The organism is Chryseobacterium sp. ON_d1, assembly GCF_006829085.1.
Classification (GTDB): Bacteria; Bacteroidota; Bacteroidia; order Flavobacteriales; family Weeksellaceae; genus Chryseobacterium.
In genome coordinates this window covers 70,019-96,470 of the sequence record NZ_BJTC01000007.1, presented here as the reverse complement: position 1 = coordinate 96,470, position 26,452 = coordinate 70,019, and the positions used below count along the sequence as shown (strand labels likewise).

The 26,452-nt window shown below is 35.6% G+C and carries 27 protein-coding genes; 13 read left to right on the top strand and 14 right to left on the bottom strand.

Going from position 1 to position 26,452, the window contains the following annotated elements:
- The first annotated feature begins 8 nt into the window (after positions 1 to 8).
- The 10 genes from CRS_RS12410 to CRS_RS12365 all read left to right on the top strand — a co-directional run bounded on the left by CRS_RS12410 (position 9) and on the right by CRS_RS12365 (position 9,361).
- Positions 9 to 1,673 (top strand): hypothetical protein, encoded by a 1,665-nt coding sequence (locus CRS_RS12410; protein WP_142724356.1) that lies wholly within the window; start codon positions 9 to 11, stop codon positions 1,671 to 1,673.
- On the top strand, positions 1,670 to 2,152 hold the full coding sequence (locus tag CRS_RS12405) for a hypothetical protein (protein ID WP_142724355.1): 483 nt from the start codon (positions 1,670 to 1,672) through the stop codon (positions 2,150 to 2,152). Before CRS_RS12410 ends, CRS_RS12405 begins: the two co-directional genes overlap by 4 nt.
- Positions 2,153 to 2,200: 48 nt before the next feature.
- On the top strand, positions 2,201 to 3,070 hold the full coding sequence (locus CRS_RS12400) for a hypothetical protein (RefSeq protein ID WP_142724354.1): 870 nt from the start codon (positions 2,201 to 2,203) through the stop codon (positions 3,068 to 3,070).
- On the top strand, positions 3,057 to 3,260 hold the full coding sequence (locus CRS_RS12395) for a hypothetical protein (protein WP_142724353.1): 204 nt from the start codon (positions 3,057 to 3,059) through the stop codon (positions 3,258 to 3,260). Before CRS_RS12400 ends, CRS_RS12395 begins: the two co-directional genes overlap by 14 nt.
- Before the next feature lies 1 nt (position 3,261).
- Positions 3,262 to 4,845, top strand: a complete 1,584-nt coding sequence (locus tag CRS_RS12390; protein WP_142724352.1) for a hypothetical protein — start codon at positions 3,262 to 3,264, stop codon at positions 4,843 to 4,845.
- Complete coding sequence (locus CRS_RS12385) at positions 4,838 to 5,824, top strand: hypothetical protein (RefSeq protein WP_142724351.1); 987 nt, start codon at positions 4,838 to 4,840, stop codon at positions 5,822 to 5,824. Before CRS_RS12390 ends, CRS_RS12385 begins: the two co-directional genes overlap by 8 nt.
- Positions 5,825 to 6,044: 220 nt before the next feature.
- The gene (locus CRS_RS12380) at positions 6,045 to 7,718 is read left to right on the top strand and encodes a hypothetical protein (RefSeq protein ID WP_142724350.1); all 1,674 of its coding nucleotides are present in this window, start codon (positions 6,045 to 6,047) and stop codon (positions 7,716 to 7,718) included.
- Between the two features lie 5 nt (positions 7,719 to 7,723).
- Positions 7,724 to 8,077 (top strand): hypothetical protein, encoded by a 354-nt coding sequence (locus CRS_RS12375; RefSeq protein WP_172617061.1) that lies wholly within the window; start codon positions 7,724 to 7,726, stop codon positions 8,075 to 8,077.
- Between the two features lie 6 nt (positions 8,078 to 8,083).
- On the top strand, positions 8,084 to 8,635 hold the full coding sequence (locus CRS_RS12370; protein ID WP_142724348.1) for a hypothetical protein: 552 nt from the start codon (positions 8,084 to 8,086) through the stop codon (positions 8,633 to 8,635).
- Between the two features lie 249 nt (positions 8,636 to 8,884).
- On the top strand, positions 8,885 to 9,361 hold the full coding sequence (locus CRS_RS12365) for a hypothetical protein (RefSeq protein WP_142724347.1): 477 nt from the start codon (positions 8,885 to 8,887) through the stop codon (positions 9,359 to 9,361).
- 273 nt (positions 9,362 to 9,634) lie between these two features.
- Here CRS_RS12365 and CRS_RS12360 read toward each other — a convergent pair whose 3' ends face one another.
- On the bottom strand, positions 9,635 to 9,820 hold the full coding sequence (locus CRS_RS12360) for a hypothetical protein (protein ID WP_142724346.1): 186 nt from the start codon (positions 9,818 to 9,820) through the stop codon (positions 9,635 to 9,637).
- A gap of 240 nt (positions 9,821 to 10,060) precedes the next feature.
- Here CRS_RS12360 and CRS_RS12355 point away from each other — a divergent pair, with 240 nt between their 5' ends.
- Entirely contained in the window at positions 10,061 to 10,204 is a 144-nt protein-coding gene (locus CRS_RS12355) for a DUF1737 domain-containing protein (RefSeq protein WP_142724345.1), read from the top strand.
- Positions 10,205 to 10,472: 268 nt separating this feature from the next.
- Here CRS_RS12355 and CRS_RS24445 read toward each other — a convergent pair whose 3' ends face one another.
- Positions 10,473 to 10,625 (bottom strand): hypothetical protein, encoded by a 153-nt coding sequence (locus CRS_RS24445; RefSeq protein ID WP_172617060.1) that lies wholly within the window; start codon positions 10,623 to 10,625, stop codon positions 10,473 to 10,475.
- A 153-nt stretch (positions 10,626 to 10,778) separates the two neighbouring features.
- On the opposite strand from CRS_RS24445, the gene CRS_RS12350 reads away from it, so the two are divergent.
- Positions 10,779 to 10,997, top strand: a complete 219-nt coding sequence (locus CRS_RS12350) for a hypothetical protein (protein WP_142724344.1) — start codon at positions 10,779 to 10,781, stop codon at positions 10,995 to 10,997.
- A 99-nt stretch (positions 10,998 to 11,096) separates the two neighbouring features.
- The gene (locus CRS_RS12345; RefSeq protein ID WP_142724343.1) at positions 11,097 to 11,936 is read left to right on the top strand and encodes a putative phage abortive infection protein; all 840 of its coding nucleotides are present in this window, start codon (positions 11,097 to 11,099) and stop codon (positions 11,934 to 11,936) included.
- A 45-nt stretch (positions 11,937 to 11,981) separates the two neighbouring features.
- Here the strand turns inward: CRS_RS12345 and CRS_RS12340 are convergent, their stop codons facing one another.
- The 12 genes from CRS_RS12340 to CRS_RS24440 form a co-directional block, all read right to left on the bottom strand.
- Positions 11,982 to 12,422 (bottom strand): lysozyme, encoded by a 441-nt coding sequence (locus tag CRS_RS12340; RefSeq protein WP_142724342.1) that lies wholly within the window; start codon positions 12,420 to 12,422, stop codon positions 11,982 to 11,984.
- Between the two features lie 3 nt (positions 12,423 to 12,425).
- Complete coding sequence (locus CRS_RS24815) at positions 12,426 to 12,491, bottom strand: hypothetical protein (RefSeq protein WP_373995764.1); 66 nt, start codon at positions 12,489 to 12,491, stop codon at positions 12,426 to 12,428.
- Between the two features lie 576 nt (positions 12,492 to 13,067).
- A complete protein-coding gene (locus CRS_RS12330) occupies positions 13,068 to 14,378 on the bottom strand; it encodes an ATP-binding protein (RefSeq protein ID WP_142724341.1) in 1,311 nt (436 codons plus the stop codon).
- Between the two features lie 970 nt (positions 14,379 to 15,348).
- Positions 15,349 to 16,086 (bottom strand): hypothetical protein, encoded by a 738-nt coding sequence (locus CRS_RS12325; RefSeq protein ID WP_142724340.1) that lies wholly within the window; start codon positions 16,084 to 16,086, stop codon positions 15,349 to 15,351.
- 448 nt (positions 16,087 to 16,534) lie between these two features.
- Positions 16,535 to 17,386 carry a hypothetical protein gene (locus CRS_RS12320; RefSeq protein ID WP_142724339.1) on the bottom strand — a complete coding sequence of 284 codons (852 nt, stop codon included), beginning with the start codon at positions 17,384 to 17,386 and terminating at the stop codon, positions 16,535 to 16,537.
- Positions 17,387 to 17,523: 137 nt separating this feature from the next.
- Complete coding sequence (locus tag CRS_RS12315; protein ID WP_142724338.1) at positions 17,524 to 18,402, bottom strand: hypothetical protein; 879 nt, start codon at positions 18,400 to 18,402, stop codon at positions 17,524 to 17,526.
- A 534-nt stretch (positions 18,403 to 18,936) separates the two neighbouring features.
- Positions 18,937 to 19,347, bottom strand: coding sequence for a 5-fold beta-flower protein (locus CRS_RS12310; RefSeq protein WP_142724337.1), 411 nt, complete (start codon positions 19,345 to 19,347; stop codon positions 18,937 to 18,939).
- Positions 19,348 to 19,524: 177 nt separating this feature from the next.
- Complete coding sequence (locus CRS_RS12305) at positions 19,525 to 20,163, bottom strand: hypothetical protein (RefSeq protein ID WP_142724336.1); 639 nt, start codon at positions 20,161 to 20,163, stop codon at positions 19,525 to 19,527.
- 42 nt (positions 20,164 to 20,205) lie between these two features.
- A complete protein-coding gene (locus tag CRS_RS12300; RefSeq protein WP_142724335.1) occupies positions 20,206 to 20,799 on the bottom strand; it encodes a hypothetical protein in 594 nt (197 codons plus the stop codon).
- A 2-nt stretch (positions 20,800 to 20,801) separates the two neighbouring features.
- Positions 20,802 to 25,160, bottom strand: a complete 4,359-nt coding sequence (locus CRS_RS12295) for a hypothetical protein (protein WP_142724334.1) — start codon at positions 25,158 to 25,160, stop codon at positions 20,802 to 20,804.
- Positions 25,161 to 25,582: 422 nt separating this feature from the next.
- Positions 25,583 to 25,957 carry a hypothetical protein gene (locus tag CRS_RS12290; RefSeq protein WP_142724333.1) on the bottom strand — a complete coding sequence of 125 codons (375 nt, stop codon included), beginning with the start codon at positions 25,955 to 25,957 and terminating at the stop codon, positions 25,583 to 25,585.
- Positions 25,958 to 26,024: 67 nt separating this feature from the next.
- Positions 26,025 to 26,192 carry a hypothetical protein gene (locus CRS_RS24440; protein ID WP_172617059.1) on the bottom strand — a complete coding sequence of 56 codons (168 nt, stop codon included), beginning with the start codon at positions 26,190 to 26,192 and terminating at the stop codon, positions 26,025 to 26,027.
- Positions 26,193 to 26,452: the final 260 nt, after the last annotated feature.

Below are 26,452 nucleotides of genomic sequence, written 5' to 3'. Positions count from 1 at the left end.
AGAACGCTATGAGTGAAACACAAAAACAAGATGATTATGCTGCAAACCCCAATCAAAAGGTTTATGATCTGCCACACCAGGTAGATCATGAAGTGAATGTGGTAAAAATATATTTTGCAAAACAGGTTCCCAAAATGACCTGGGAAACCAAGGAAGAAACGTACACAGTGAAAAGTGGCGGTATGGTATCTGATGTCAAAAAGAAGTATGAAAAAAAAGGAAGAAGAAACATACAGGCTGATAAAGAAGATTCGGTAAAACTAAAAGCAAAAGAATCGGTAAAAGTCACCTGGGAAGAAGAGGTACAGGCAAAAAAAACAGATGGCAGCCCGGATTTTGATTTTGAGAGAATAAACAGTACGACCATTAAAAAGAAAGTATGGGTAGTCGCTAACTGTGAAGGTGCAAGCGGAAAGCTCTCTGTTGAGATCTATGAAAATAAACTGAAAAATGCAGAAAACATTTATGAAAATCCCGTAAAGTTTCTGGATGGTGAAGAAGAGAAAACCAAAATAGAATTCACGATCAACGGAACACTGGTGTATGCTAAAGAAATAACGATGCGTCCCAAAACTGATGAAGATCTGAAAAAACTGATTGATAAGTTTAATAAAAGAGACGACAGGAATGCTTTCTTATATTTCAAAGCAGAAATAACGGGAACTGAGGATGAAGTGAAGTTTCCGGATGATACGCATGAATTTTTAAATAAGGACAATGAAAGGTTTGAGATCAGATATTGTAATTGCGGAAACAATTATGATATTACATGCACCCGGTATAGCGGAAAATATGGACCTGCCTACTGGGGAACAAAAAAACTTGAAAACTATGCTGATTGGGATACACTGATCGAAGACAAGAAAATCACGACTGAAGAAAAGGCTATTTTGATAGGAATGTCTGAAAATGAAGGAAAATTAGATTCTGTGCAGTCCTATGACTGGGACCTTTCCGGCGAACAGATGATATTAACTGCCGGTGCCATGCAGAAAACGGTGGATCATACAGGAAAAGGTGAGTTTACAACACAGGTTGAAGAGTTTAAAGCCCAGTACCCTGAGAAATATGACGAATTATTTGTATCATGCGGATGGACAGTAGAATCCGGAATTCTGTATTATAAAGATCCTTCAAATTCCAAAGCAGAAAAAATTACGGGGAATACATTATCAAACAAAATCAGAGAAAACTGTAAAGAATCCTTATTTGGCAAAACAGTGGAATGTAAGCCTCTTCAGCCGATTGTAAATGCTGTTATTGATAAGACTTTTCAGGAAAAACAGGTGCTGGATTTTATCAAGAGGCTGAAAGAGGTCGTACTTCCTATAACTCCTACAGGCTACTCTTATAAATTGTCAGATTATTTACAATCCAAACTGGGCAAGGCCACCGTATTGGATCATCACATCAACAGACCGGCATTGGTAAAAGATGATTTCGGTGCCGCATTAGGCCGGTTTTTTGCTAAAAAAGATGCCAATACAGCGAAAGAAAATAAAACTAAAAAGGAAGGAGAAAAGGTAGAAAAACTATCAAGAAACCCTGCTGAATGGGGAGATAAGCATAGCCAGTATGAGCAGGAAATCCTTGATGATTACGGTAATAACAGAAGAGGTACCGATATGGATAAACGGTATGAAAAAATGAAAAAAAATTCCAATCTGTCATGAAAAAAATTACATCCATCGTAATGATTTTAGTCATTTGTATTACATGCGGAAACACCGTTTCCCGGCGAGATCATTATGAGCACAATAAAACAGTAAAGAAGGACACCCTTATTGCTTTAAATAATACTTTATCATTATACTATGCCTCCTATAATAACAATACGAAACTGTGGTACAATCTCTATATCATGAATAAAAAGAAGCGTATAAAAGTGGATAAAGGCAATGAATACAAAGGCATTGGAAGTGAGCTCTTCTACCGGCTGTCTCCTAATGCTAACTATGTAGTGGTAGATGCCATCATCAAAGATTATGTGCACGAAAGTGATAAAGACAGCACCCTCCATGAAAACTATACCTGTGCCATTATTGATCTGAAAAAAGCCAAAATAGTAAAACAGATGCAGCAGGACTGTGACGGATCATGGAATAAAAAAAACCAGTGGATTTCTTCAGGTGGAAAAGTAGTTTTCAAATAAAAAATGGGGTAATCTGCAATAACAAGTTGATAAAACGAGTGAGAAATTATGGAGCCTGTATTTCCCATCAATGTTAAATTAAATCTTTCAGAAGGAAAGAAATTTTACCGCTATTCCTGTAATGAATACACCACAATCTATGGGAAAGTACACAGAAGCGAGCTTAACAAAAACTTTCATGTCACGCTGAAGCGTTTGGAAGCTGATAGATTTGAATACCATATTGAAGTTTTTGACAGAGTTCACCGCGATAAGGAACTTTCATTATCTGAAAAGGATTTTTTAGCCAGAGTTGCAGATATCAATGATGATGTAGTTCTTATAACCGATGAATATGGCCGTTTAAAAGATGTACAGGGATTATCAATTCTTCAGGACAGAGCGGAAAAGGCTGTGGAAAGGCTCTCCCGGTCTTATATTGGTAAAAAGGCAGAAGATATTTATCAGTTTTTAAAAACATTTTACCAAAATGAAAAATTAGTGAGTCAGGATTTTTTAAAAAATATTCATTTTGGGATGATCCTCCATAAATTTTATGGCTGGTATGACAAGGAAAATCTGGTAACGCATAAGGTACGCTACAGTAATTTTATGGACAGTACCATAATAGATATCAATGAGACTGTACAAACGGAAGCCATGCGCTGTGATGATGAATTATTGCTTTTACAGTACACCGGCAATATTCCTTCGGAGAAAAACTGGGAAATGTTTTATGGTGCAATGAAAAGAAAAGAAATAACCTATCACAGCGAAACAGATGTTCCGAAACTTGAAAAATACAAAGGACAGATGTTATTAGATTCCACCACCAAAGAAGTGCTGGAACATAAACTTACCATAGAATTTTCCCTGGGGGAAAACTACCAAAAGAAAATCATCTATCATATAAAAGAAATAAGCCATGAAGAATTATAAAAAAATAGGATGGATTGAAGAAATACTGAGCCCGCCGGATAAAAAATTCAGCGAAAGATTATGCCATTCCGGCAGTGTATGTTTATTAATTGGATGCATGAGCCTTCCTTCAGCTAAGGAAAATACAATCATGGACCATCCCCGTCAGGAAATAGCAGTAACTCCCATATTAAAAAAAGAAAAGTTTTAAAATGGCAACACGCATTACCATCACAGACTCCGGGCAGACACAGACATTAAACAGCCCATTGGCTCCGGATACTCCCGATAATTCATTACAGCGTATTACGGATGTTTATTTTGCCAAGAAGGTCACGACAGACAATGGAACAAGAGTCAATTTCACAAAAATTGATTCCGCCCATGTACAGCAAGACCATCAGAACCAGGACATTCCCTATGATTCGATATTGGGAAAAACAGTATATCTGGTTATAGAAACCAGCAATATGACAGACCTGGATATCGATGTGGTGATAAGACCTTCAGCCAGTACCATGACAGAAAATACAGATACATTACAGCTAATGCGTTTTATATCTCCTGACCGGTATGAGGCACAGAGATTGTTTACAGTACGGGTTGGAAATTTTGATGCTCTTAACAACAGAGATGGAAGCCATGCCCATTACAGCAATCTGCAGAGTGATCATATCAATAAAGCGATTATCAAATTACAGCTGAGACCGGATGGAAGAGCTACTTTCGATGAATGGTCCCAAAGACTGGGAGACGGCAACATCAACCTGGAAGTGGTCGTAGAAAGAACAGACAATAATCCCTGTGCTTACGGAGAGGGGCAGGAAGAAGTAAACGGAGCCGGTATTTTCCTGAATGATACCACAAGATTCAGGGTGGTGAATAAAAATATATATACCATTCATCATGGCAGTAATGTTTATAATACTTTACCATTGAATAATGCGGGAGGAAGAAGAAGAATCCAGAAGGTTGTGAATCGCCATTCTACTGAAGCCGTTTATTTTTATTATGACCAGAATGATAATGAACACAGAATTTGTTCAAGAATAAAGGAAACGGTAACCCGAAAAAGAAGAGTCAATACCATTCCACCGGTGGCCCAGAGAGGAACTCTGCTGGAGACTATAGATTTCACGGCAAACAGAGCTGCAGGAGAACAGATTGATGCCCATCAGCTGCTGGTGTATTCCAACGGGACACTGGGTGACGGAGCCACTGATAAATGGTATGCCAATCAGCAAGACAATGTAGAGCTTGTCAATATGGATATTTTACAGAATACAGGGGTTGGGTCACAGATCTTTGAAGCGTTCAATTATAACCGTGATGGCGTCATCATCCGATACGGCTTTCAGCATACCAGAAGAAGGAGCATTCAACCGGACTTATTCTCCGGATTCTTAGGAGCACTGGCACAGTTCAGACAGGAAGGACACGAGCATTATATCGTATCCCAGGGGTTTTCCTATGCTGATGCCTCATGCTATCCCAGTGCCGAACACGTCAATGGAGAAGCCGGGGATCTGAATTTATTAACGACCCAGCAGGATGGAGTCAATACCATCCTTACAGCGGCCAATTTTGATTATGACAACCAGGTCATTCTCCGGAATATTCTTTATGATTTTGGATTTATATTAGGCCGGTCAGAGGATTTTTCAAATACTTCCAATACGAGTACTGCAGACAATGCAACAACGCGGCTGCCTCATACGACCCATACCGCTACCCCCAGACATAACAACCACCTGCATATTCACGGGTTCAATCAAATATCAGATATTTATGCATAAAATTAATATCGCCTGTTTCAGTATTCTGTTTTTTCTTTTTTCCTGTGGGACCAGAGCCCAGACAGAAAATAAGACCATTTATACAGAAAAATCTTCAGCAGCTCAGGGATCGATCTCCTTTAATACTCATAAAACTGACTGTATCAACCTGCCCTTCGGATATTCTGATCTTTCAAAAAGAACAACTTCGGATGCCGTTCTTCCTGTCCTGCAGGATGAAAATAAACTGAAGGAGCTCAATGCCCTGAAATTTGAAACGCCCATCAGGAAAGATTGGGTATCTCTCCCTGAAGAATATGATGTTTTTCTGCCTTTCAGAGAAAATGTCAATGAGAAAAATAACCGCATTGCTGTGGCCTCCGATTTTCTGTGCTATAGAGACCAATCATTATACTTTATGGCGGTGTATAATACGGTCCGTTACGCTCAGCCATTTATTGAAAAAATATATTTAATTTCAACCAGGAACAATACGCCTGTTGATATGAAAAGAATTTATCTTCATCATGAAGGCGAAATGGGATTTGCCCGCTATACCCTGTTCAATATTGATAAGAATTATATTATTTCCCTTCAGGATTATGAATTTACCGAAGATCCTTTTACAGTAAAACCTTTACAGCAGTACCAGATTCTGCCTTCCGGAAAATGGGTCAGATACTATGAGCATGACGGCATTTATAAAGATGAGGAAGAACAGGGCATCGTGAAAAACCATCACAAAGAAGGAAAATGGATAGAATTCAAATCAAACAGTTCCATAGATTTACAGAAGTATCCGGAATTTACAGATCCCTATACCTATCTGGAAGCGGAATATAAAAACGGACTGCCTGCGGGAACATGGAAGTTTTATAAGTTGCTGCAGAACTATAATGAAAAAACAGGAAAACCGCTTATCAATACAAGAAAAAAGGGGAAATTGATATACACTGAAACCTATAGAGACGGCATATTGGAAAAACAGGAATTTCAGTAATACAACCGAATATAGAAAAGCCTTCCCATTGCTGTGGAAGGCTTTTTAGTTTCGAAGAAAGAAGCTGGGAAAAGGAAGCTATGGTGATCATAAAGAACAGCAACTGATGCAACATTATCTTAAAAAGTTAATCAGATAATCCCATTTTTTACTCTATAAGTGAAAGTTTTTTTTTATATATCAGAATTTATTGTATTTTCGCAGCTCAAAATTAATAACCATGCTAAGAAAATTACTGCCACTGATCATAGTGGGCACAATTTGCACGTCCTGTGCAGAAGAAACGTTTGCTGAAAACACACCAGAGAGTGTAAGCTTACACCAATCATTAGCTAACAGATCTACAGGAGAAGTAGTTAATGGAAGATTATTCTTTAATACAAAAGAAGATTTTCAGGATACTTTTGACCAGCTAAAAGATTTAGAGGAGGAAAAAATTGCCAGCTTTATTGATAGCAAGGGGATAACTTCGTTACGACCTGTTGTTACAGAAGGCAATGAACAGTTGATTAATGACCTTACTGTAAAAAGAATTGAGGCTTTAAAAGACAATCCTCGGTTTATGGAGACAAAAGATGCCAAGGAAAGGCTCAGTAACAAAGAGTCTATGATCGAAGATATTGAAAATATCGAGTCTCAGATTGGTGACGATACTTTTGCAGCTTTATTAAATAGCGATGGAGAAGTACAAATTGGAACTGATATTTACAAGTATACAGATACCGGACTATTCGTTATCAATGAAGATAATTATCTGGCCTTAAATAAATATTTAGCAATGAATAATATTTCAGATAATTTCTTGTATCCTACCAATGATGATGTCAGAACAAACTTTGTACAGGAGCGGGTATCACCGAACAATAGTTTACAACTCATCGATCCCAATGACGGAATCTACTATTTTCCTATAGAGATCACTGTACCACCTTATAATCCGCCTGCAGGAAATCAGCCACCCCAACCTACAGTGTCTACCAATCCTTCAGATGCGATGTATAATTATATCAATAATCTTCAAAGCTGTTCACCTACAAATGGACTTTTTGACAATCTTTTCGGAGATAATGACGTATGCACGGATAAATATGAAAAGAGACGTAGAGTGAAAACAAAAGCTTACAACTATAATTACGTGCTTGTATATAATTTAGGAGTAAAAGTGAAGCACCAATATAGAGGATGGACTGGCTTTTGGAGAAAGGAAAATACTGATGATATCAGACTAGGTGTTATTTCCGGATCTTTCGTTTATGATTACAGCACTTATTTTGATCCTGTACCATCCCAGTACAGAATAACAACCATATACAATAACAATTCAAGACTAATGTTTGATGCTACAACAAACTGGGCACCAGGCTTCTATCCGAATGCATATACGATGACCGGATACAGTACACAGAATTACCCTAAATTATTTAGAGATGATTACTTTATTGAAGATATCTTAAATAGATGGGTTGATTTTTCTTCTAACAACTTTTTAATAGATAAAGCCATATGGTCTGCTCTGGATGCTGGAAATAAAAACCTGGCCAGTGCCTATATGAATAAAAAATTCTGGGATGAATCATATAAGTTTCTGGGTGATACCTGGCAGGCACTTGGCAAGCCGAAACCTGATAATAATATAACCTATTCATTAAATGTTGTTGAAAAAGGGAAATTATTAATTCATAAAACGCTTTACAGAAATGAGCCAGGTGGAGACAAAGTTGAAAAATCATTTGACTGGGGGTTCCAGGCTGGAATTAATATTGCAAGTGATGGAAAGATCTCACCTAATACATCAGGTTCAGGACTTAAAAAACCTAGCAACTTTAAAGTGACAATGTATGGAATAGCGAAGCGAAACGGACAGTGGCATGGTAGTAAAATAAATACATACTAGAAATTTTGAGAAAAATCGTATTTATATTAGTCTGTTTTTTAACAATTTCCTGTGAACGACTATTAGATCAACAGCATAAAAATTTACAAGAATCTCTAAATACCTCATCATTTATGGGAAATTGGAAAGGATATTATGACGGTGATTTTAAGGGCACAATCAATATGTACGTTAATAAACAGGGATATGTAAATGGCCAATTTAACTCAGAAGACTTGTCGGGATTAATATTAAGTGACGGATCAATGCTGAACACACAATCATCATCAGGTTTTATTTTACAAGGTAATTTAAAATCTAAAAATGGGGTATGGAAGAAGCAAAACCTAACAGGAACCTGGCACTTAACTAAACAATAATATGCAATGAAAAAAGTATCTCCAGTCATTTTATTATTATTTTATACATTTTCTTATTCTCAAAAAGAATCTGAAAAAATCTCGAAATCAATTACAGGGATACAAGCCGGTTTAATTGGCCTGGATGTATATAATGAAATGCGTATTTCAGATCATATATCATTAAGAACTCAAGTATCTCTAAACCCCTCCCTATGGGGTGGAGATGCTTACAGTGAAACAGGATTTGCTTTGTCACCCTCTATTTCAATAGCGCCTAAGTTTTACTATAATATAAGTAAAAGAGTAAACAAAGGATACAGTGTAAAAAATAATTCGGGGAATTATTTCTCTGCCAGACTGGAATATTTACCTGATCTTTTTGTGATCTCTAATACTAAAAATGTTCATGTAAATGATATGATTTCTATAATACCCAACTGGGGGTTACGCCGAAATTTTGCATCTCATTTCAATTATGAATTAAGATTAGGTTTAGGAATAGGTAAAATTTTAAAAAAAGGTTACGATCCGCAGATTATTCCAGATATAAGTTTTAAAGTTGGATATGATTTTTAATACCTAATAAAAACCAAAAAAGCAGGCTGTTTCATCATGGATGAACAGCCTGCTTTATAATTTAATATACATAACGGTAATACCATATGATTAATAGTATTTTTAACAACAAAAGAGTGTGACTGTCCAAGAAATCATTTTAGTTTTACTGATTCAAAGTCAGACGCTTTTTCCAATAGATATTTCAAAAAAATCACCATCTTTCAAAAGAAACACCCAAATATTCCGTTTAATTCTTAAATTTGGCTTATGCGAAAGAATTTATATCTCATCATTATATTATGTTCTCTTACCAGCTGTTATACCTATCAGGTAAAGAAGCCGGCAGATCCGGCAACCGACAGTAAACAGGATCCTAAAAAGAATAATACAGCACTTGCCAATGCTGCTTCACCGCAGATCAATGGGGCAAGGGCTGCTTCCCAAAACCTGAATGCAGTACAACAGGCACCCGCTCCCATCAGTATTCAGGAAAAACTGGCAGCCGGTAAAAATGTTAAAATTGAAGTGGATAACAAGAGTTATAAAGTCATTGTTGACCGATGGGAAGGTGACAGCCTGGTTGTACACCCTGTCCGTAATGCTAAAAAGAATATGAAATTCCATAAAAACCAGATCAATAGCGAGAAAATTGCCGAAAAACGCTTTTCGCAACCCATTGCTGATATTCTTACGGTTACGGCCTATGCCGCAATTGGTGTTGGAATCTACCTTCTTGTCCGTTAGTTTTCTTCAGCTTTCCGGTAATGAGAAAAGGATTTTTCTTCTTAAACTCTTAAAGCCTGACTTAAAAAAATAAAAACAGCGCCACTTAAAAATAAGTGGCGCTATTTTTACAGATGAGCCTGATGGCCTTTACAGTCCTTCCCTATTCCATCGACTATATTTATTTTCACAAGGTAAAGCCCTGATGCAAATCCGGAGAACTCAAAACCCTCAGATTTCTCCGAGGGTAAAACTAATAACTATGAAACTCAAAAAACATGAGCTGTATTTTATTCAATAGCAGTTATGACAGTGGCTTTTATCTACGTATACTTTATTACCGGAAGAGTTTATATAATAGCAACCTCCCTGATCGCCTACGTGTAAAGTATGTCCGCTGTAAGAGCATCCACCCGACCCTCCATCACAAGCTGCAGCAATCCCCCAATAATCAATAGTAAAATTATTTTTTTCATTCAAGTAAAATTATTTTTGACAAAAATAAAGTACCCAATCAAAGATAAAATACGGGTTTCCATAAAAGCAAAACCTCCCGAATCATCAGGAGGAAAAGTGTAGATTTCGTAAATGCGAAATTTTCGAGCATTCAAATATAAGGTATCCGGGATTTTACGGATATGACTGTAGTCATAAGCCTGCGGAAAGCCGTAATTGTTGAGTTTGAATTGTTTGTATATTAGGGTTCATAAATTAATTATCATGGAATACAAAGTTTTAAACAGTCAGTTTATTCAAGTCTTAGAAGAACAAGTAAATGCTCATTTATTGGTTGGATGGCAGTTACAAGGAGGAATATTTGCTAACGATAAAAGCTTCTTTCAAGCTATTTTTAGAATGAAATAATAACAAACAACCCCACCCTAATAGTGGGGTTGTTTATTTCGAAGAATATTCCGCTTCCGTTTTTATTCTCCGAATCCAGGCCATTTAAAACCTTTCCTCCGGCGGTAATAATATTTTGTGGTAAACCAATTCCGGATTACAGCTGCTTATATAAGATCATTTTATAAACTTAGACCAACCAATACCAACCCTATCACTCACAAAAAAGCCTCTCAATTATGAGAGGCAGCATTAGATTAAGAGAATTTACAGCATCCGCTATATGATGCTACAAGCATGCTTCTGTTACGGGTGCGCAATAATATGCTTTACCTCGTGTACAACATTTTCTTTCTCCAGGCAGGCAGTTTTGAGTACAGGCTTCAATTCCTCCGTTAATAGTGATCAGTCTTTTTCTGGAAATCTTTTTCAAATTTTTCATGGTTAATATATTTATCTGCAATAAGTTACTAATTAATTTAAATTTAAAACCACAGTGAAAATACGGATTTTTTGTAGTTATAATACTACGGAAAACCGTAAGGTATGGGATTTAATTGTTTGTATATTCGAACCCAATAAAAAATTAATAATTATGATAAAGGAATTCACAGCAGATGAATGGAAGGATCTGAATGGAACTTTTGCGTTTCTATTTACAAAAGACGAACCAGGAAAACATATTATTCAGGTTTTCAAAAAAGATCAAGATGGAAGCTATTTTCCAGTTGATATAACCGTAAAAGATAAAGGATATTCTATCCTTTTATCAGTAAACAGAGATCCTTTTGATGGTTATGCTGTAATAAGATAAAACATTCCCCCACCTAACAGTGGGGATTGTTATATGTTAGAAAAAATCGTAATTAATCTTTTTTAATTTATTTTGTATTTTCGTGGAAACTAATAGTTAATGAAAAGAGATAATTGGATATTTTGGACTATAGGTAGTGGATCAATATTGTTAATGGGAGTCGTTCTATACTTGAATTACAATTATGCAACAAGTTTATCTTTAAACAAGCAAGGTATATTTGGAGATATGTTTGGTGCTTCAAATGCTTTTTTTACAGGTTTATCTTTTACAGGAGTTATAATCGCAATACTTTTACAACGTCAAGAACTAAAGCTTCAAAGGAAAGAATTAGAACTAACGCGAAAAGAGATGAAATTAACTCGAAACGAATTTGAAACTCAAAACTCCACTATGCGTATTCAGCAATTTGAAAACACATTCTTTCAAATGCTAAATTTATTACATACTGTAATTAATAATAGCTCTTTAAGTAATGGCAGTATTGATATTAAAGGTAAACAAATATTTGATTGGGTTAATGAAAATATTTCAGGAGAAGTAATTAATTTTGCTAGACCTAAATATTTTCCTACACCAATTACAGATGAAGCTTATAGAAAAATGTTTGAAGATAATATGCTTAAAATAAACAAAGATGACATTTGTCTAATATATAAAGAAGTATATAATAAACATCAGCATTTATTAAGTCATTATTTTTCTACTTTGTTAACAATCTATAAATTCATAGACGAAAATAAAATCAGTAATAAGATGCTTTATTTCAACATTGTTAACTCTCAAATGTCAACATCTGAACATTTAGTTTTATTTTATCACTATACATCATTCAATGATAACCTAGATTTAATAATCTTAGTTAAAAAATACAATATTTTGAAGAATTTGAACACAGACTTACTACCAATTAAAAATTTTGCCGAATGGGCAATATAAGATGTAGATTGAGCAACTTGTCGAATAGCTTTGTAGTACTTCAGTTTATTTCCCAAAGAACATATTCGCCTCTGCTTTTCTTCTCCGGATCAGGCCATTTAAAACCTTACCTCCGGCAGTAATGTATTTCGTAGTAAACCAATTCCGGATTGCGGCTTCTGATGCACGGTCATTTACCAGCTTGAACAGACCGTCTGAGCCACCGGTATTATAGGTATGAGAAACCAAAGCATCGAATTGGTTTTGTGCCAATGGAACTTTGATTTTTGAATTCACTATTTTTTCATAAGTTGGTAAAACAGACGAAAATAATTCCACTCCTTTTTCTTTACTGATGGCAGAATCGTTCATGGTTACCTTTTTACCTCCGGGGTAATACGTATTTCCATAGCCTATTGTCGGAATACCCGCTGAGTCCAGGTATGGTTTTGAACTGAATCCTTCAAACGATATGATCAGATGTATTCCTTTCTGTGATGTTTTCATTTCTTAAAATAAGTATAGGTGAAATAAACAAGTATTAAAGTGATTCCCATGATGAGAATGAAAATCCAGGCGGCAGCATCCAATCCATTCAGCTGTACTTTTTTTGTTTCTTCAGAAACTTTTGAAGCTACTTCTTTATGATTTTCTTTTGAAACCGCTTTATGGGTTACCTCCTGCATATTCAGGGCAGATTCTTCTTTTTTAACCTCTGCCTTTTGATGATGGGCCTTTGTATAATAATTACGGATTATATATTCTGCATTTCCCATGATAGAAATGCTTTGAACAGTATCTTTTCCCACCACATTATGGAAAACAAAAGGATTCGACAGATCCGATTTTCCTTCAATGAACAGTTCTCCGGATATTTCATTTTTCTCTTCCTTCAGCAATGTATTATCAGATTTACTCTGAACTGATGTGGAACTTTTTACACCTGAAGAATCCATTTTCATTTTTTCTGATTCCTTTGTGTTTTCTCTGTAAGTGGTGGTTATTTTATGTTTGCTCCGACAGCCTAGCACGACGCAGCTCAGCAGCGTCAATATAAATATCATTGTTTTCATGAGTCTTAGTTTTTAAATTGAACAGTTTAGATCACTGATCTTTTTGAATTTTTCAATACAGAAGCCGGAATTCAGATTTCTAAATGAATATTTTATCTTCCTTCACGTATTCTTTTTTAATCCCTTCCAGCAGCATGTCTGAATTTACTTTGTAGCCCGGTTCTTTTGAGGCAATGATTTTTAAGCTTATATCCTGGATAATGTTCATAATATTGGATCCGGTAAGTTCATACCGTCGGGCAATCTGCTCCAGATCAATGTCTTCAAGCTGTAACTGTTCCGGGAGATTCTGCTGCCAGATACGCAGGCGTTCTTCGTATTTTGGATTATTGAATGGTATACAGCTGTGAAAACGTCGTGTAAAAGCTTTATCCATATTATTTTTAAAATTGGAGGCCAGGATAATAAGCCCTGAAAACGTTTCAATCCGCTGCAGCAAATAAGAAACTTCCTGATTGGCATATTTGTCATGAGCATCTTTTACGGAGGTTCGTTTTCCAAAAATGGCATCTGCTTCATCAAAAAATAAGATCCAGTTTTTATTTTCGGCTTTATCAAATAACTTAGCCAGCTGTTTTTCTGTTTCCCCGATATATTTTGAGACCAGCATAGAAACGTCCACTCTGAAAACCGGACGTTTTGTATATTTCCCTAAAAGACTGGCAGCAAGCGTCTTTCCTGTTCCCGGCTCCCCGTAAAACAACACCCGGAAGCCCGGCTTAAGCTTTTTCTGCATATCCCATTCTTCCATAAGGATCCGGCTGCTGTGGTACCAGGCTTCGATACTCTGAAGTTCCTGTAACGTGGCCTGAGGAAGTATTAAATCTGCCCACGATCTACGGGTGTTTAATTGTTCTGCCGGAAAGTCATTGCTCATTTTTGGTAATAATTCCAATCCGAAAATGATTGCATTAAAAGCTTCCTGATGGACACTTATCTGGCTATTCATGGCGATATGATCATGAACTGAAAAAGCAATAAGCTCTTCTTTCATTATCACCGAATCCGGACCGAAATAATCCAGCGCCTTTAATCGTCCTGAAATACTGTCTCCACCTAAAATATACTGAACAGCCTGAATGGTAGGATAAAAGAGCCTGCCACTGTCATTGGTTGCACAAAAGTCAAACAATTCACTATTGGGAAATTCCAAATACATGCGTTTCAGCAATGCAGGATCCAACCGTGGCAGCAAGGCCATTAAGAGAATAATAACTTCCTGATGGGCAAGCCCTTTCCCTGAAATATAATTGCCTAATTGAAATCCTTCATGGTCATTAGCGCTAAATTCAGGCGCTCCTGTATTAAAATCTTCAGAAGAATTGTTAATACGCCATGTAATGACTTCTTCTAAATGGGTAAATAATTTTTGTAATTGACTGGCCTCCATTGGTTTTAGTTTTTCTATTTTGAAGTTTATATGCTACAATTCTGTGATCTTATTTAAAACCTCAACCGGAAAGTCTTTCACATTTGAGCATCTCTCCGCAACTGCCAGAGCAGCTGCTTTTTGGGAAAGTCACTCCATCACCGGAGTTCCTACTTTTTAAAGAATAATCTACACCTGAAAGAAATTATCAGATCCGAAGAGCCGGTATTCCACTTCCCTGATGAGATCCTGATGATCATACATCAGAAAATTCAGGTATTTCAGGCGCAAAAGGTTTCCCACTAGAGAAAGTCTCTCCGATTGAGGTATTTTTTTATTTTATATTTTTAGATATCATGTACTCAGCCTGCAGAAGGAGTACACTATAGTGCGTATGCTTTAAGAAACCTCAACCGGAAAGTCTTTCACATTTGAGCATCTCTCCGCAACTGCCAGAGCAGCTGCTTTTTGGGGAAAGTCACTCCATCACCGGAGTTCCTACTTTTTAAAGAATAATCTACACCTGAAAGAGATTATCAGATCCGAAGAGCCGGTATTCCACTTCCCTGACGAGATCCTGATGATCATACATCAGAAAATTCAGGTATTTCAGGCGCAAAAGGTTTCCCACTAGAGAAAGTCTCTCCGATTGAGGTATTTTTTTATTTTATATTTTTAGATATCATGTACTCAGCCTGCAGAAAGAGTACACTATAGTGCGTATGCTTTAAGAAACCTCAACCGGAAAGTCTTTCACATTTGAGCATCTCTCCGCAACTGCCAGAGCAGCTGCTTTTTGGGAAAGTCACTCCATCACCGGAGTTCCTACTTTTTAAAGAATAATCTACACCTGAAAGAGGCTATCAGATCCGAAGAGCCGGTATTCTACTTCCCTGATGAGATCCTGATGATCATACATCAGAAAATTCAGGTATTTCAGGCGCAAAAGGTTTCCCACTAGAGAAAGTCTCTCCGATTGAGGTATTTTTTATTAATCAATAATATAGTTAACCAAATCCATCCTTTCTTTTCCCAAAACAATTTTTATATTGACGGGATATGATTGGTACTTTGTACCGTTTATATCAATTTCCAGAAACATCTGAATAAGAGAAAATGGTTTTCTATGATGAACCGTATATCTGAATGAACCGGGTCTGTTGAGTGTGCCTGACGGATAAAACTCGTTATAGTTTGCCCCGGGTTTGAAATAATGAATAGGATTAATATCCAGCGTCATTTCGTTAGCCGTTACAGGATATTCAGATTCTCTGCCCCAGGATTTTGCATCTTCCAGGTGCTCTCTGTAGAAGCCCGAATCCTTCACCCCACGCTTAACTTTTTTCTTCTGTTTATAACGTTTTATGATAAGCTTTGGCTGATATTTATCAATATCCAGCTCACCTGATAGCTTTATGTTTAAAAATTTATAGTTTATATCTTTACTAAAAACATATTTGTAGTTGTCGATCTTTTTCGGGTCGCTTCCGGATTCAGCTTCGAGATTGATATGCCCCCTGCCCGATTTTTCAATGTTTTCAGCCAGATAGAAATGATAATATTTACCCGTCCAACTCGATGATGCCTTTACATCCAGTCCGAAATTAAGTTCATTCAAATGGACATAATTATCAATGAACCTCCCAAATTGACTTTGTGTAGGATATTTACCTGTTTCAAAATAGGTTTTGATCTCCTCTCTCTGGATTAGTTTATTTTTTTCTTCCATGATTATTATAATGTTCTTTATTGCTTATATCTTTGGTATAATTGCTTTCCGGAACCCATTACCACTTCTGATTCAGAGGTTCCAAAATTCATCCTTTTTCTGTTTTTATGAAAGTTTTTCGGCGTTTACATCCTATCGTTGCAGTAACTCCTGCAGGTGTAAGATGAAATAACAATGCCTGTGCTGGAAATTCCGGTATCTCAAGAGTAAGAGCTTCCCCATAAAAGGGTATTATGCCTGGTTGGATGATTTTTATGAATTAGGAATGCTGCTGATCTGCTTTCCGGATGTCATTATTATTAATGATTTCGATTACAAAATTCGGTCTTTTTTTCTTCTTATAAAAGTTTTCTGACCTCTCCATCCTGTAGTTGCAGTAACCTTTATTTTCATCAGATGAGCTTTTTAATTTTTAGCTTCTTTCTCAGTATTTCAGTATGACAATCTTTTATTTATATTCATACTTACATTCAATTCTTATATTTCTGACTTCATTGACCTGCCCTCCATACCAGTCACTATGACTTTGTCCGGCGTTTAGGTTGCCTGTAGTTAAAAGACTGTTATTATCCTCATCATAGATCTCGCAGAGTATAGACTGATTGATCTCCCTAAGGTCTGCCTTATAATAAAAGGTGAGATTATCCCATGCATCATAATGATCAGTAACAGTGTCTTCAGACCGGTACCTGTTACTCCAGGTAATTCCTTCTACCCTGTACTCAATTGGTACCTGGGTTTTATTAATAAACTTAACGTTTGTATTTACAATGTTTATTTTTTTTCCAAAATCCTGTTTTGCAATCTGTACAGGAACCCTTTTACTTTCCATTGCGCCCAATTCAAAACCTTCAGGAACAGTATCCAGATTATTACCAAACAACCTGTAGATCATATAATTTTGACTGATCTGATAGCTAAAAATATAATATTCAGTTTCTTTCAGATTTCCTCCGGAGGCTTTTTTTGTTCTCAGGATATAAGGCGGACTACCTAATATGAACTGTTTCTCCACAGCGCTGTCAGTATTTTTTACCGTAATCACCTGATCTTCTTCATCCTGAGAACTTACTACTATTGGTAACCTCAAATCTCCTACACTGTTTGTATTATAGTAAATAAATGCATTATCAATAATTGCCAGCCTATTGGCGAGCAATACCATTTCTTTGTTGGTCAAGGCATCTCCTTTATGCTGCAAGGAATCTATCAGTTCTGAAAATTGGTTTTGTGTGGGATATTTACCGGTTTCAAAATAAGTTTTCAGCTCCTCTCTTGGGGTTAATTTGTCATTTTTCATAATACTTCACTATTCTTTTATATCTTACACTGTCCACATTATTGTTTTGGGGTTCAATGATTTATGAATCAAAATTCATTATTTCCTGGTTCCTGTAAAAGTTTTTGGACCTATCTATTCTATAGCTGCAAAAATCTTTATTCGTTCAGAATTCCATACTCACATTCAATTCTTATATTTCTGATTTTAAACACCTGATCGCCAGCCCAGACATCGTGGTTATATCGTCTGGCATCCAGCTGACATACTGTTAAAATTCTGTCTTTATCCTCATCATAAATCCTGCATACCACAGAATCATCAGTTGCCGTAAGATCAGCCTCATAATAGATAGCCAAATCATCCCAAATATCATAATGATCGGTAACAATATCCTTGGATCTGTATTTATCACTCCAATTGATGGCAGATGTTCTGTACTGAATAGGTATTTCTGTTTTATTGATGAACTTAATAACGGTGTTTACGATACTTATCTTTCTTCCGAAATCCTGCTTATCCACCTGCAGGTAAAACCATTTTTCATCACCTTCCAGTATTCCGAATTCAAACCCATCAGGAATGGTAGGCAGATTATTCCCGAACATTCTTGCAATAGAATATTTTAGCTGTACCTCAGAGGTCAGTACATAATATTGATTTTCTTCCAGCCGGTCTGCTGAAAACTCCTTTGTTCTAACAGTATAAGGAGCGCTCCCAAAAAAATATCGTTTTCCTTCCGGAAATCTATAGCTGCCCGATTCTCCCAACATGATCACCTGATCTTCTCTATCTTGTGAACTTATTACGATCGGGAATTTCTGCCCTTTGATACCACCAGATAGATTATAGATAATAAATCCATTTTTAATGGAGGCCAGATTATTGGCAAAAGCTACCATTTCGTCATTGGTCAGAATATCTTCTTTGTGTCTTAGCGAATCGATCAGATCTGAAAACTGACCTTCTGTAGGATATTTACCTGTTTCAAAATAGTTCTTTAATTTTTCTCTTGGGATTAAGTTATTTTCTTCCATATACATTATTATTCTTTACTGCTTAAATTTTCGGTTTAATTGATGTGATATTTAAAGTTCGAAATTCATCTTTTTTTTATTTCTGCGAAAGTTTTTTGAGGGCTCTATTCTGTAGCTGCAGTACCCTTTGTTTTTTAGGAAAAGGGTGATTGATTATCTGATTGCAGATCCAAAATTCAGTTTTTTTTATTTCCTGTGAAAGTTTTTTGGGGCCTCCATTCTGTAGCTGCAGTACCCTTGTTTTTTTTCAGGAAAAGGATGATTGATTATCTGATTGCAGATCCAAAATTCAGTTTTTTTTAATTCCTGTGAAAGTTTTTTGGGGCCTCCATTCTGTAGCTGCAGCAGCCTTTGTATTTTCAAGGGCTCATGATAAAATTATTTCATCTGCCTGGATATTCTGTATGGTAAAAAGAGCAGAAAGTATATCAGAAAATTGTTTAAAACAATATATGTTTATCATAGAAAAAGGCTCAGATTATAAAATCCAAGCCCTATTTTTATTTATCCTGTTTATTCTTTACAGATCTGCCATCAATTCATCTTAAAAAAGAAATACACGACTGCCGCCCACTCTTTTTTAACTCCTCTCGCATAACCAATCGTGCTATGGCTGCTGCTTTCTACTGTTCCATCATCCTTGATATAACCAATGGTGGAATGGCTGCTGTTTTCTACCGTTCCGTCACTTTTTACATATCCCACCGTTGAATGGCTCTTGTTTTCAATAGTTCCGTCACTTTTGATATACCCAATCGTTCCATGGCTTTTGTTTTCTATAGTACCGTCGCTTTTAATATAACCTACTGTTGAATGACTGCTGTTCTCTATGGTTCCATCACTTTTGATATACCCTGTAGTGCTGTGACTTCCGGATTCTATAGTCTGTGCCCTTATCATAGAAAAGCTGAACAGAAGAGAGCAAATGAATAGTATTTTTTTCATATTTAAGATTTTAATGGATTATTAATTTTGGTTTATTTGATGTATTCAAAAGTATTAATTATTCTTTTTATAAAGATAAAACTTGCAGATAAAATGATTGAAAATAAAAACCGCACGAAAGGATTCGTGCGGCAGTAGTAAATTTTCTTTTAAATTTATATCAAACTGTATGACAGATCATTGCATGCTCTTTTCAGCTTCTTCAATATTATATGCAATTCTATCATCTTCTTTTATCAAAGATTTAAAAATATCTGCATATTTATTAAAACTACTTTTATCATAATGAACAAGTACCGGAAACAGCTGACTTGCCTGATAATACCTTTTATTTTGTAAGGAATCGTGGATCGCCTGCTCTATTTCTTTTAAAAGCGGTGTGCAATTTTTCTTTAAAAGAAAGTCTTTTAGATTCGATTCAAAAAATTTATTTCCATAAATACTCAGAAAATACTTAATGTAAGGGTAAAGCTCCTGTTCGCTCTTTCCGTTTATTGTCGAAATATATAGAGCGTCCGTAATTACATCATATACATTATCTTCGCTGTGTATTCTATGGGATTCAAAACTTTCTTTTTCATCCCATTTTTCGGAAATAAACCGGTCAAGCTGTTGAAACCCTTCCGGTATTGCCCACGCCAATAAAATAAGCATGGCCTGGTAAGCAATATACTGATCGTCATTGTGAAGAAGTAATTTTAGCTTTTCAACTCTTTCTGAATCTATATTTTTAAGGAGTTGTACTTCGCTTAAATCATATCCTTCGTACCCTTCTTCGTTGTAGTGATAGAGGAGTTCGTTTATTTGGGTATTCATTTTATTATTAATTATTTTTTAATTTTTCATATTGTAAGAAACTTAATCTTTCAAAAGAATTATATTACCATTTGCATCTCTTTTTCTTTTTAAGTATGATAAGTCTTCATCGGATAAATAGGGAGAATTAATAATCCGATTTTTGAGAAATCCTGGCAATTTATACTCTTTTTCTAAATCATCTATAAATTTTGGATGCAATTTATCTTCTGAATCCATATCAAAAGTTGATATTTTTTCTTTCTCATTTTTATATAACTCAAAATCTTCTTTTGAAATGAAGAAAACAATAACATCTTGTATTTTTTCAGCGTCATCAGCATGAAAGCATTTTGCTATAAATTCTTTACTTATTTTTTTTGTTTTTCCTTTCCATTTATCTGATGGAGTCACTACATATTTAGATTCTAAGAGGAACATTTTTCTTAAATTCTGAATTGAAGAATCATCATATTCAAAATCAAATGGCCACTTTTCATCTATCCCATCTATTTCAGGAATAAATTTTATATATATTCCTAATTTAGAATTCATGATGACATCAAAAATATCAATTACTAAATCTTCCGGATATAGATCATTATCTATTTCCTCTAAGAAACTGATGTTAAAATTATACTTTGGTATTAAGTGCATAATTAATATATATTTAAATTTCGTAATCTTTTTATATCTTCATAAATATAACCAAGCTTTTCTTGCATTGAATTATTTATTCTCATTTGTTTCAAAAGGTTGTTAGTTTCTAATATCATACTTTCTCTATATTTATTTCCATAAAATTCAGCTCCATGTCGAGCTTGTGTAATAACCTTATTAGGAACTTTGATTCCTGCCTTTTGCATGTTTAGAATCCTTTCTATATCCTGTAGCCTATTATGATACTCTATAGCATTCCAAAAACGCTCTTCGCCCAGTGATTTAGAAACTCTGCCGACTACCTTATCTGTAGCTATATTTATTCCTTGTGATCTTAGTTTTTCGACCTGCATAATATGTCCATGCTCATGCAGCATTGTGTTATAATCCATTTCTTTGATTAAAATTACTTCTTTATCAAAACCTAAGAATTCTCTACCCCTTGAATACATTTTTCTAACTTTAACTTCCGGATCAATTCTTATCTTACTAAAGTCCTGCTCTACAATTGTTACTTTGTATCCTAACTCTTCCATTTCATTTACTAAATTGTTAAAGTTAGGATGTAACTCCATTTGAACCGTACCGGTAGCTATGGTTTGTTCTGTTGCAACTAATCCTGGTTTTGGCCCATAATTAGTATCTCTCCAATGACTATTCTCATTTATCCATTGAGCTTCTTGGTTAGCTAGTGGTTCTAAATTTTTATCAAATGTACGGTTTTGCGATGAGCTAATTTTGTTATTTTGTTCTTTACTTTTTAATCCAGAAGATTTTTCATTCCCGGATATGTGAGGAGATTCTTTTGGTAAGTTATTGCTGGAGATGCTATTTTTAGTAGACTTTACATTAAAATATTCCGAAGGAATTTCACCTTTAATTAAAATCTCTTTATCTCTGACACTATTGTTAAGATCTCTTACAGCATTATCCACCCTTTTTTGATTATCAGCTGATGGATTTTTTTCAAATTTATTCATCGCCTCATCTATTTTGGCTTGTAATTCTGCCTGTACCTTTTCCGGTCTTAAAACTTCTACGTCATTTATTTTACCTGCAGCAATGTCAGCTTCTAGCTTTTTAATATCAACTTCAATCACATGCTCTCCATAAGTTTTACCAATACCAGGTCCTTCTTCTGAGAAAGAGGTATAAGGACTTTTGCTTTTATTGGGTTCGCTTCCTCTTACATGATCAGACACTGTGGCGCTTCCGTTTTTATTTGCAGGAGTTAAATTGCCATCTTCATTAATATGAGATTTTATTCTATCCTCTGTTTTACCTACAGGAGAATATGGTCTGTCATCCTGTCTGAATATGCTTTCTTCATATACATTTTCCTGCGTTTGAATTGGTTTCACATCCTCTTCCTTAATGTTGGATTTCCCACTGCCTTTTTCATTTCTTAAAGGTTGCTCATGCATTCTGTCAGGAACGGTCTGCTCTTCGAAAGGAAGTTGATTTAAGTTTCGGCTTGGCTGCGTTGGAGCTTTTTTCTTGAAAGGCTCAGCAACCCAATCTTTCGCTTTTTTATATGCTGTTTTAAAACGTTGGGACGCTTTAATCCATGTCTCTTTTTTGAAGACAGATGTTATTTTTCCAGGGATAGAAACAATACTTGCTTTTATTCCATTTCTTGCGGTAATGAACATTCGCTTACCAAAAGTTTTTGGGTTTCTTTTTGCCAGATCCTTTACAGAAGCACCTCCTTTTTTCGAAGCTTTCCCACCTATCATTGCCAAAATAGCCATACCAGAATTAGTAATGTCGCTTTTTAGCTCACCCGAATTTTTGAATAAAACTTCAGCTGTTTTTGCCGTATGTACATCATAAATATTTTTAATTCCGTTGAGTATATTCAATCCTAATGCTATAGCCCCGATCCAGAATGTTATGGTTCCCATTGTTATGGTAGCTCCTCCTAACCAGGCAGCTAATGGTGCCAGCCCACCAAGTGTGAAGATGGATCCTACGGCAGCAGCTATTGTTAATATTCCTAATATTCCTGTAATTACTCCGGCTATAACAAGCACTTTATTGGCTATTCCTGCGGCTTTTTGAAGAATCATTCCTACCGGATCTTCTGAGAATCCTTTCCAATTTGTTAAATCATCCCAAATCCCGCTTATAGAGCCAGAAATCGCCTCATACCAAGCTTTTGGACTAAATATAGATTCGATGAATTTGCCTACATCGGTCAAGGTAATGGATGTAACATCATTCCAAATGTCTGAAAATGCGATAGAAATAGACATCCATAATCTTTTTAAACCAGTAATTCTGTTCAGATTTTTGGTTACTAAGTTTAATGGCTTTTGTAAAGCATCTTTACGCTTGTTATTAAAGACTTCAATTTGACCATTTCTGATGCTTTCAACGTTCTGATCTATTAAATTTTGATGTTCCAATTGATCATTATCATAATTAGCATTTACCTCATCAAACTTATCTTTCAATAATTTTTGTTCGCCCGGGCTTAATTTTCTCAGAAATACGATTTGTTCATCTTCTGATTTTAATTGTGTAAAGTCGATTAACAAACGCTCTGCCTCATTAAGCTCTTTGGGTGTTTGCTGAATTTTATCTTTTTCTTTTTGTATCAAGCTATTTCGCCCTTCAACTGACGCCATATTGGCATAATAAGCATGTTGAGTTTTTATAACTTCACTTTCGATAATGTAAGAATCCAATAATAATCCATCTGCTTCCTGGTTTAATTTTTTACTTTGTGATTCTACTTGTTTTAATTTTGGTGTGAGTTTTCCAAGCTCCTGTTTTGCTTCTTTATTCTTTTTAGTATCTGCCGCCAGTTTAGCTTTTGATTTTATTATTGACGCCCTGGAAGACATTATTTCACTCTGTATCTTTGCATTCTTCCCTTTAGCTTGCTGGGCTTCTTGGGATAATTTCTGAGTTGTATTGCCTGCCTGTGATACTGCCTGATTTATTGTACCCGCGTTAGTATTTAATTCATTTAATTTTCTGGTAAGGTTTCCAGAATCAGCATTTTTTGGATCCTGATGTTTCTGCGAACCTCCAAGTAAATCTTTCGCTTCTCTATTTAGATCGCTTGCTTTGGTCTTATTTTTATTATACTCCTGTTGATATATTCCTACCTCCTGTTCTACCTTTTGTTGTCTTTTTACTGAGGTCTCCAGTCCTTTTTCTAATTTATGAATTAAAGCCTCTTTGCTTTCTATACTATCTTCTGATTTTTGTAAATCAGCATTTGACTTTTGAATTTCTTTTTCAACCTCCTTAATTTTATTTTTCAGTGTGTTTGCTGCTTTATTTTGAGATTTCACCTGATCCCTAGCTTCTACTCCCTGATCCCTAAACTCCTGTGCTGCTGCAACAAGCCCAACAATATTGATTGTCGTTTGTGCATCTGGAGCTATTTCAGCCTGCTCGCTGTCAACAGCTTTATCCATTCTTGGAGTAACAACAGGTTGAATATTACCAGGAATGACAACTTTTGTTTCTTTTTCTCCCGTAGTTTTTGTATTTAACTTTTTACTATTAGATTTTTTATCGTTTTTAGATTCAACATCCTGAGAATGAGTGGCAGCATCTTTATCAGTAACTGTTTTTGAATCACTTTTATGAGTTTCTGTTGAGATAGGTTTAATAGAAGGTTGCTTAATTTCAACTTTTTTCTCTTTTATCTTCTCGTCTGCAATAACTTTAGGCTCTTCAGGTTTAGTGTTAACTTCTTTAAGTGCACCATTTTCCGGAAGCTTCGCACCCTGTACTTTTTCACTCAGCAAAGCTTTGAAATCTTCTTTCCTGAACATTCCTATTTTTTGCGCATCCATAGAGCCTACCTGGCTTGCCTGCGCCATACTTTGACTTTCATTGGCAGGTGAGGAAACAGTCTGTCCATCAGTTCCTTTTTTCTCTGCGAGCTTTACAGCAGGGTTTGTTTCTTCAGTTTTCTTATTTTGCTGCTGAATTATAATCTGCTTTTCTGCTATATTTGGAGATATTTCTGGTTTAGCACCATTATCGTCCTGTACCTGATGAAGATTCAGGGTTGACCTGTATCCTTTCTCCATCTTTTTAGTATCGGGATGATTGATGTCTCCGGTTTGTGCTAAACTCTCCTGATGCTTTTTATACATTATTTCAGCTCCCTGATCGTAGATGGTCTGCAAACCATAAACGGTTGGAATAATCCCATTGAGATTAAGCTGCTTATTATTGGGATTTACAGATCCGGTCCCTTTCGGCTTTTTCGTCTGTATACCCACCACCTCTACACCGGATTGATGAACAGCCACAGGCTCTTTCGGCTTTTGCTTTTTGCTTTTGCTTTGGTGGGCATTTTTGTCTTTTTCTACAGGTTTTGCTGCTTTCATTGACTTAGTTTTTTAATTCATATTTTTTAAAAGACATACAAAGCACAACTAAAAACGGTTGTGCTTTATATGGTGCCTGCCGGGTTTGAAAAATCATACTATGCGGATGATTCTTTAAGAATTTAAGTAAATAGAAGTGGTTTTGACAATAAGAAACAGGCAACAGTGATCCACTTCGGTTTTATTCTCTTGTTTTGGTTTTCAGGTTTTCAAATTCAAAATTCACTTTTTTTCAGAATGGCTCCCATTTTTTTTGGCTACAGTTTCAGTAGTTACAGTAAAGAGTTCCGGGACTTTTATTCCTGTGATGATCCGGTCGGCTAACAGGTCGGCAGCATCCTGAATTTATTGACAGAACTATGGCTGTTAGCTATTGGTTTATTCTGAAAACTGTATTTTCTGCTTTTACATTTTATTATTTTCTATTGGCCGATGTTATCTTTTTTCTCTTCCTCTTCCTCAGGCTGTCTGTCTGTTTTGATGCCGTATCGGTTTTCAATAAAAAGGTTCACCGCTTTATCAATCCAGTTAGGCAGGTTGGTTGTGATCATTTTCAGAAATTTATCATAGCCGTAGCCAAGAACAAACAGGACTCCTGTTGAATACCATTTGTCATCTAACTCAGCTCTGTTCATCAAATAGCTCATTGTAAAACCAACAATTACCACGATTACCAGTGTGATAAAATGTTCCCATGGCTGTTTTTTTTCCTTATTTTGTATGGAAATCAACACCCTTAATAATCCTCCTGAAAATGCTATTGCAGTTCCTATCAACAGGGCTTTTATACTATCCAAATTCATTTGTTTTCCTCTATATTATTTATTAAAATTTTAATTTTCTGCGATTTTCAGATGGGTCTTATTATTCCTGATCCAGCATGTACATGTCATCTAAAAACCTTTTACTTTTCAGGATGTTTTCATTTTCATTCATATAAGCTAACTCGTCAATAATATCACTGATATCTCTTCTGGGTTTCTGTCCTTTTTCCTTATTTTTTTTCTTTTTTTTCTTTTCTTTCTTTTTCATGGTTTCTCATTTTTTTGAAATTGCTTTTCATCTTTCAATTTTCTAACCCCCGATTATCCGCACTCAGATTCATCTGAAACAACAGAACTAAAAGCAAAAACTTTTTTTCACTTTAGGATACATTTATAAATTTTAATTTGAGAAAGAAGTCAGGAAAACCTTTGAATGAGTATTTCTCAGGCAGCTATTGGCAGAATAATAACTTTGGACCCTTTTCTATCTGTTTTTAGAATATTATATGTTAAGATCTGGCGGATGAT

Coding starts and splice junctions, on each gene's coding strand:
- CRS_RS12410 (WP_142724356.1), top strand. CDS start 9: ATGAGTGAAACACAAAAACAAGATGATTATGCTGCAAACCCCAATCAA.
- CRS_RS12405 (WP_142724355.1), top strand. CDS start 1,670: ATGAAAAAAATTACATCCATCGTAATGATTTTAGTCATTTGTATTACA.
- CRS_RS12400 (WP_142724354.1), top strand. CDS start 2,201: ATGGAGCCTGTATTTCCCATCAATGTTAAATTAAATCTTTCAGAAGGA.
- CRS_RS12395 (WP_142724353.1), top strand. CDS start 3,057: ATGAAGAATTATAAAAAAATAGGATGGATTGAAGAAATACTGAGCCCG.
- CRS_RS12390 (WP_142724352.1), top strand. CDS start 3,262: ATGGCAACACGCATTACCATCACAGACTCCGGGCAGACACAGACATTA.
- CRS_RS12385 (WP_142724351.1), top strand. CDS start 4,838: ATGCATAAAATTAATATCGCCTGTTTCAGTATTCTGTTTTTTCTTTTT.
- CRS_RS12380 (WP_142724350.1), top strand. CDS start 6,045: ATGCTAAGAAAATTACTGCCACTGATCATAGTGGGCACAATTTGCACG.
- CRS_RS12370 (WP_142724348.1), top strand. CDS start 8,084: ATGAAAAAAGTATCTCCAGTCATTTTATTATTATTTTATACATTTTCT.
- CRS_RS12365 (WP_142724347.1), top strand. CDS start 8,885: ATGCGAAAGAATTTATATCTCATCATTATATTATGTTCTCTTACCAGC.
- CRS_RS12355 (WP_142724345.1), top strand. CDS start 10,061: ATGGAATACAAAGTTTTAAACAGTCAGTTTATTCAAGTCTTAGAAGAA.
- CRS_RS24445 (WP_172617060.1), bottom strand. CDS start 10,625: ATGAAAAATTTGAAAAAGATTTCCAGAAAAAGACTGATCACTATTAAC.
- CRS_RS12350 (WP_142724344.1), top strand. CDS start 10,779: ATGATAAAGGAATTCACAGCAGATGAATGGAAGGATCTGAATGGAACT.
- CRS_RS12345 (WP_142724343.1), top strand. CDS start 11,097: ATGAAAAGAGATAATTGGATATTTTGGACTATAGGTAGTGGATCAATA.
- CRS_RS12340 (WP_142724342.1), bottom strand. CDS start 12,422: ATGAAAACATCACAGAAAGGAATACATCTGATCATATCGTTTGAAGGA.
- CRS_RS12330 (WP_142724341.1), bottom strand. CDS start 14,378: ATGGAGGCCAGTCAATTACAAAAATTATTTACCCATTTAGAAGAAGTC.
- CRS_RS12325 (WP_142724340.1), bottom strand. CDS start 16,086: ATGGAAGAAAAAAATAAACTAATCCAGAGAGAGGAGATCAAAACCTAT.
- CRS_RS12320 (WP_142724339.1), bottom strand. CDS start 17,386: ATGAAAAATGACAAATTAACCCCAAGAGAGGAGCTGAAAACTTATTTT.
- CRS_RS12315 (WP_142724338.1), bottom strand. CDS start 18,402: ATGGAAGAAAATAACTTAATCCCAAGAGAAAAATTAAAGAACTATTTT.
- CRS_RS12310 (WP_142724337.1), bottom strand. CDS start 19,347: ATGAAAAAAATACTATTCATTTGCTCTCTTCTGTTCAGCTTTTCTATG.
- CRS_RS12305 (WP_142724336.1), bottom strand. CDS start 20,163: ATGAATACCCAAATAAACGAACTCCTCTATCACTACAACGAAGAAGGG.
- CRS_RS12300 (WP_142724335.1), bottom strand. CDS start 20,799: ATGCACTTAATACCAAAGTATAATTTTAACATCAGTTTCTTAGAGGAA.
- CRS_RS12295 (WP_142724334.1), bottom strand. CDS start 25,160: ATGAAAGCAGCAAAACCTGTAGAAAAAGACAAAAATGCCCACCAAAGC.
- CRS_RS24440 (WP_172617059.1), bottom strand. CDS start 26,192: ATGAAAAAGAAAGAAAAGAAAAAAAAGAAAAAAAATAAGGAAAAAGGA.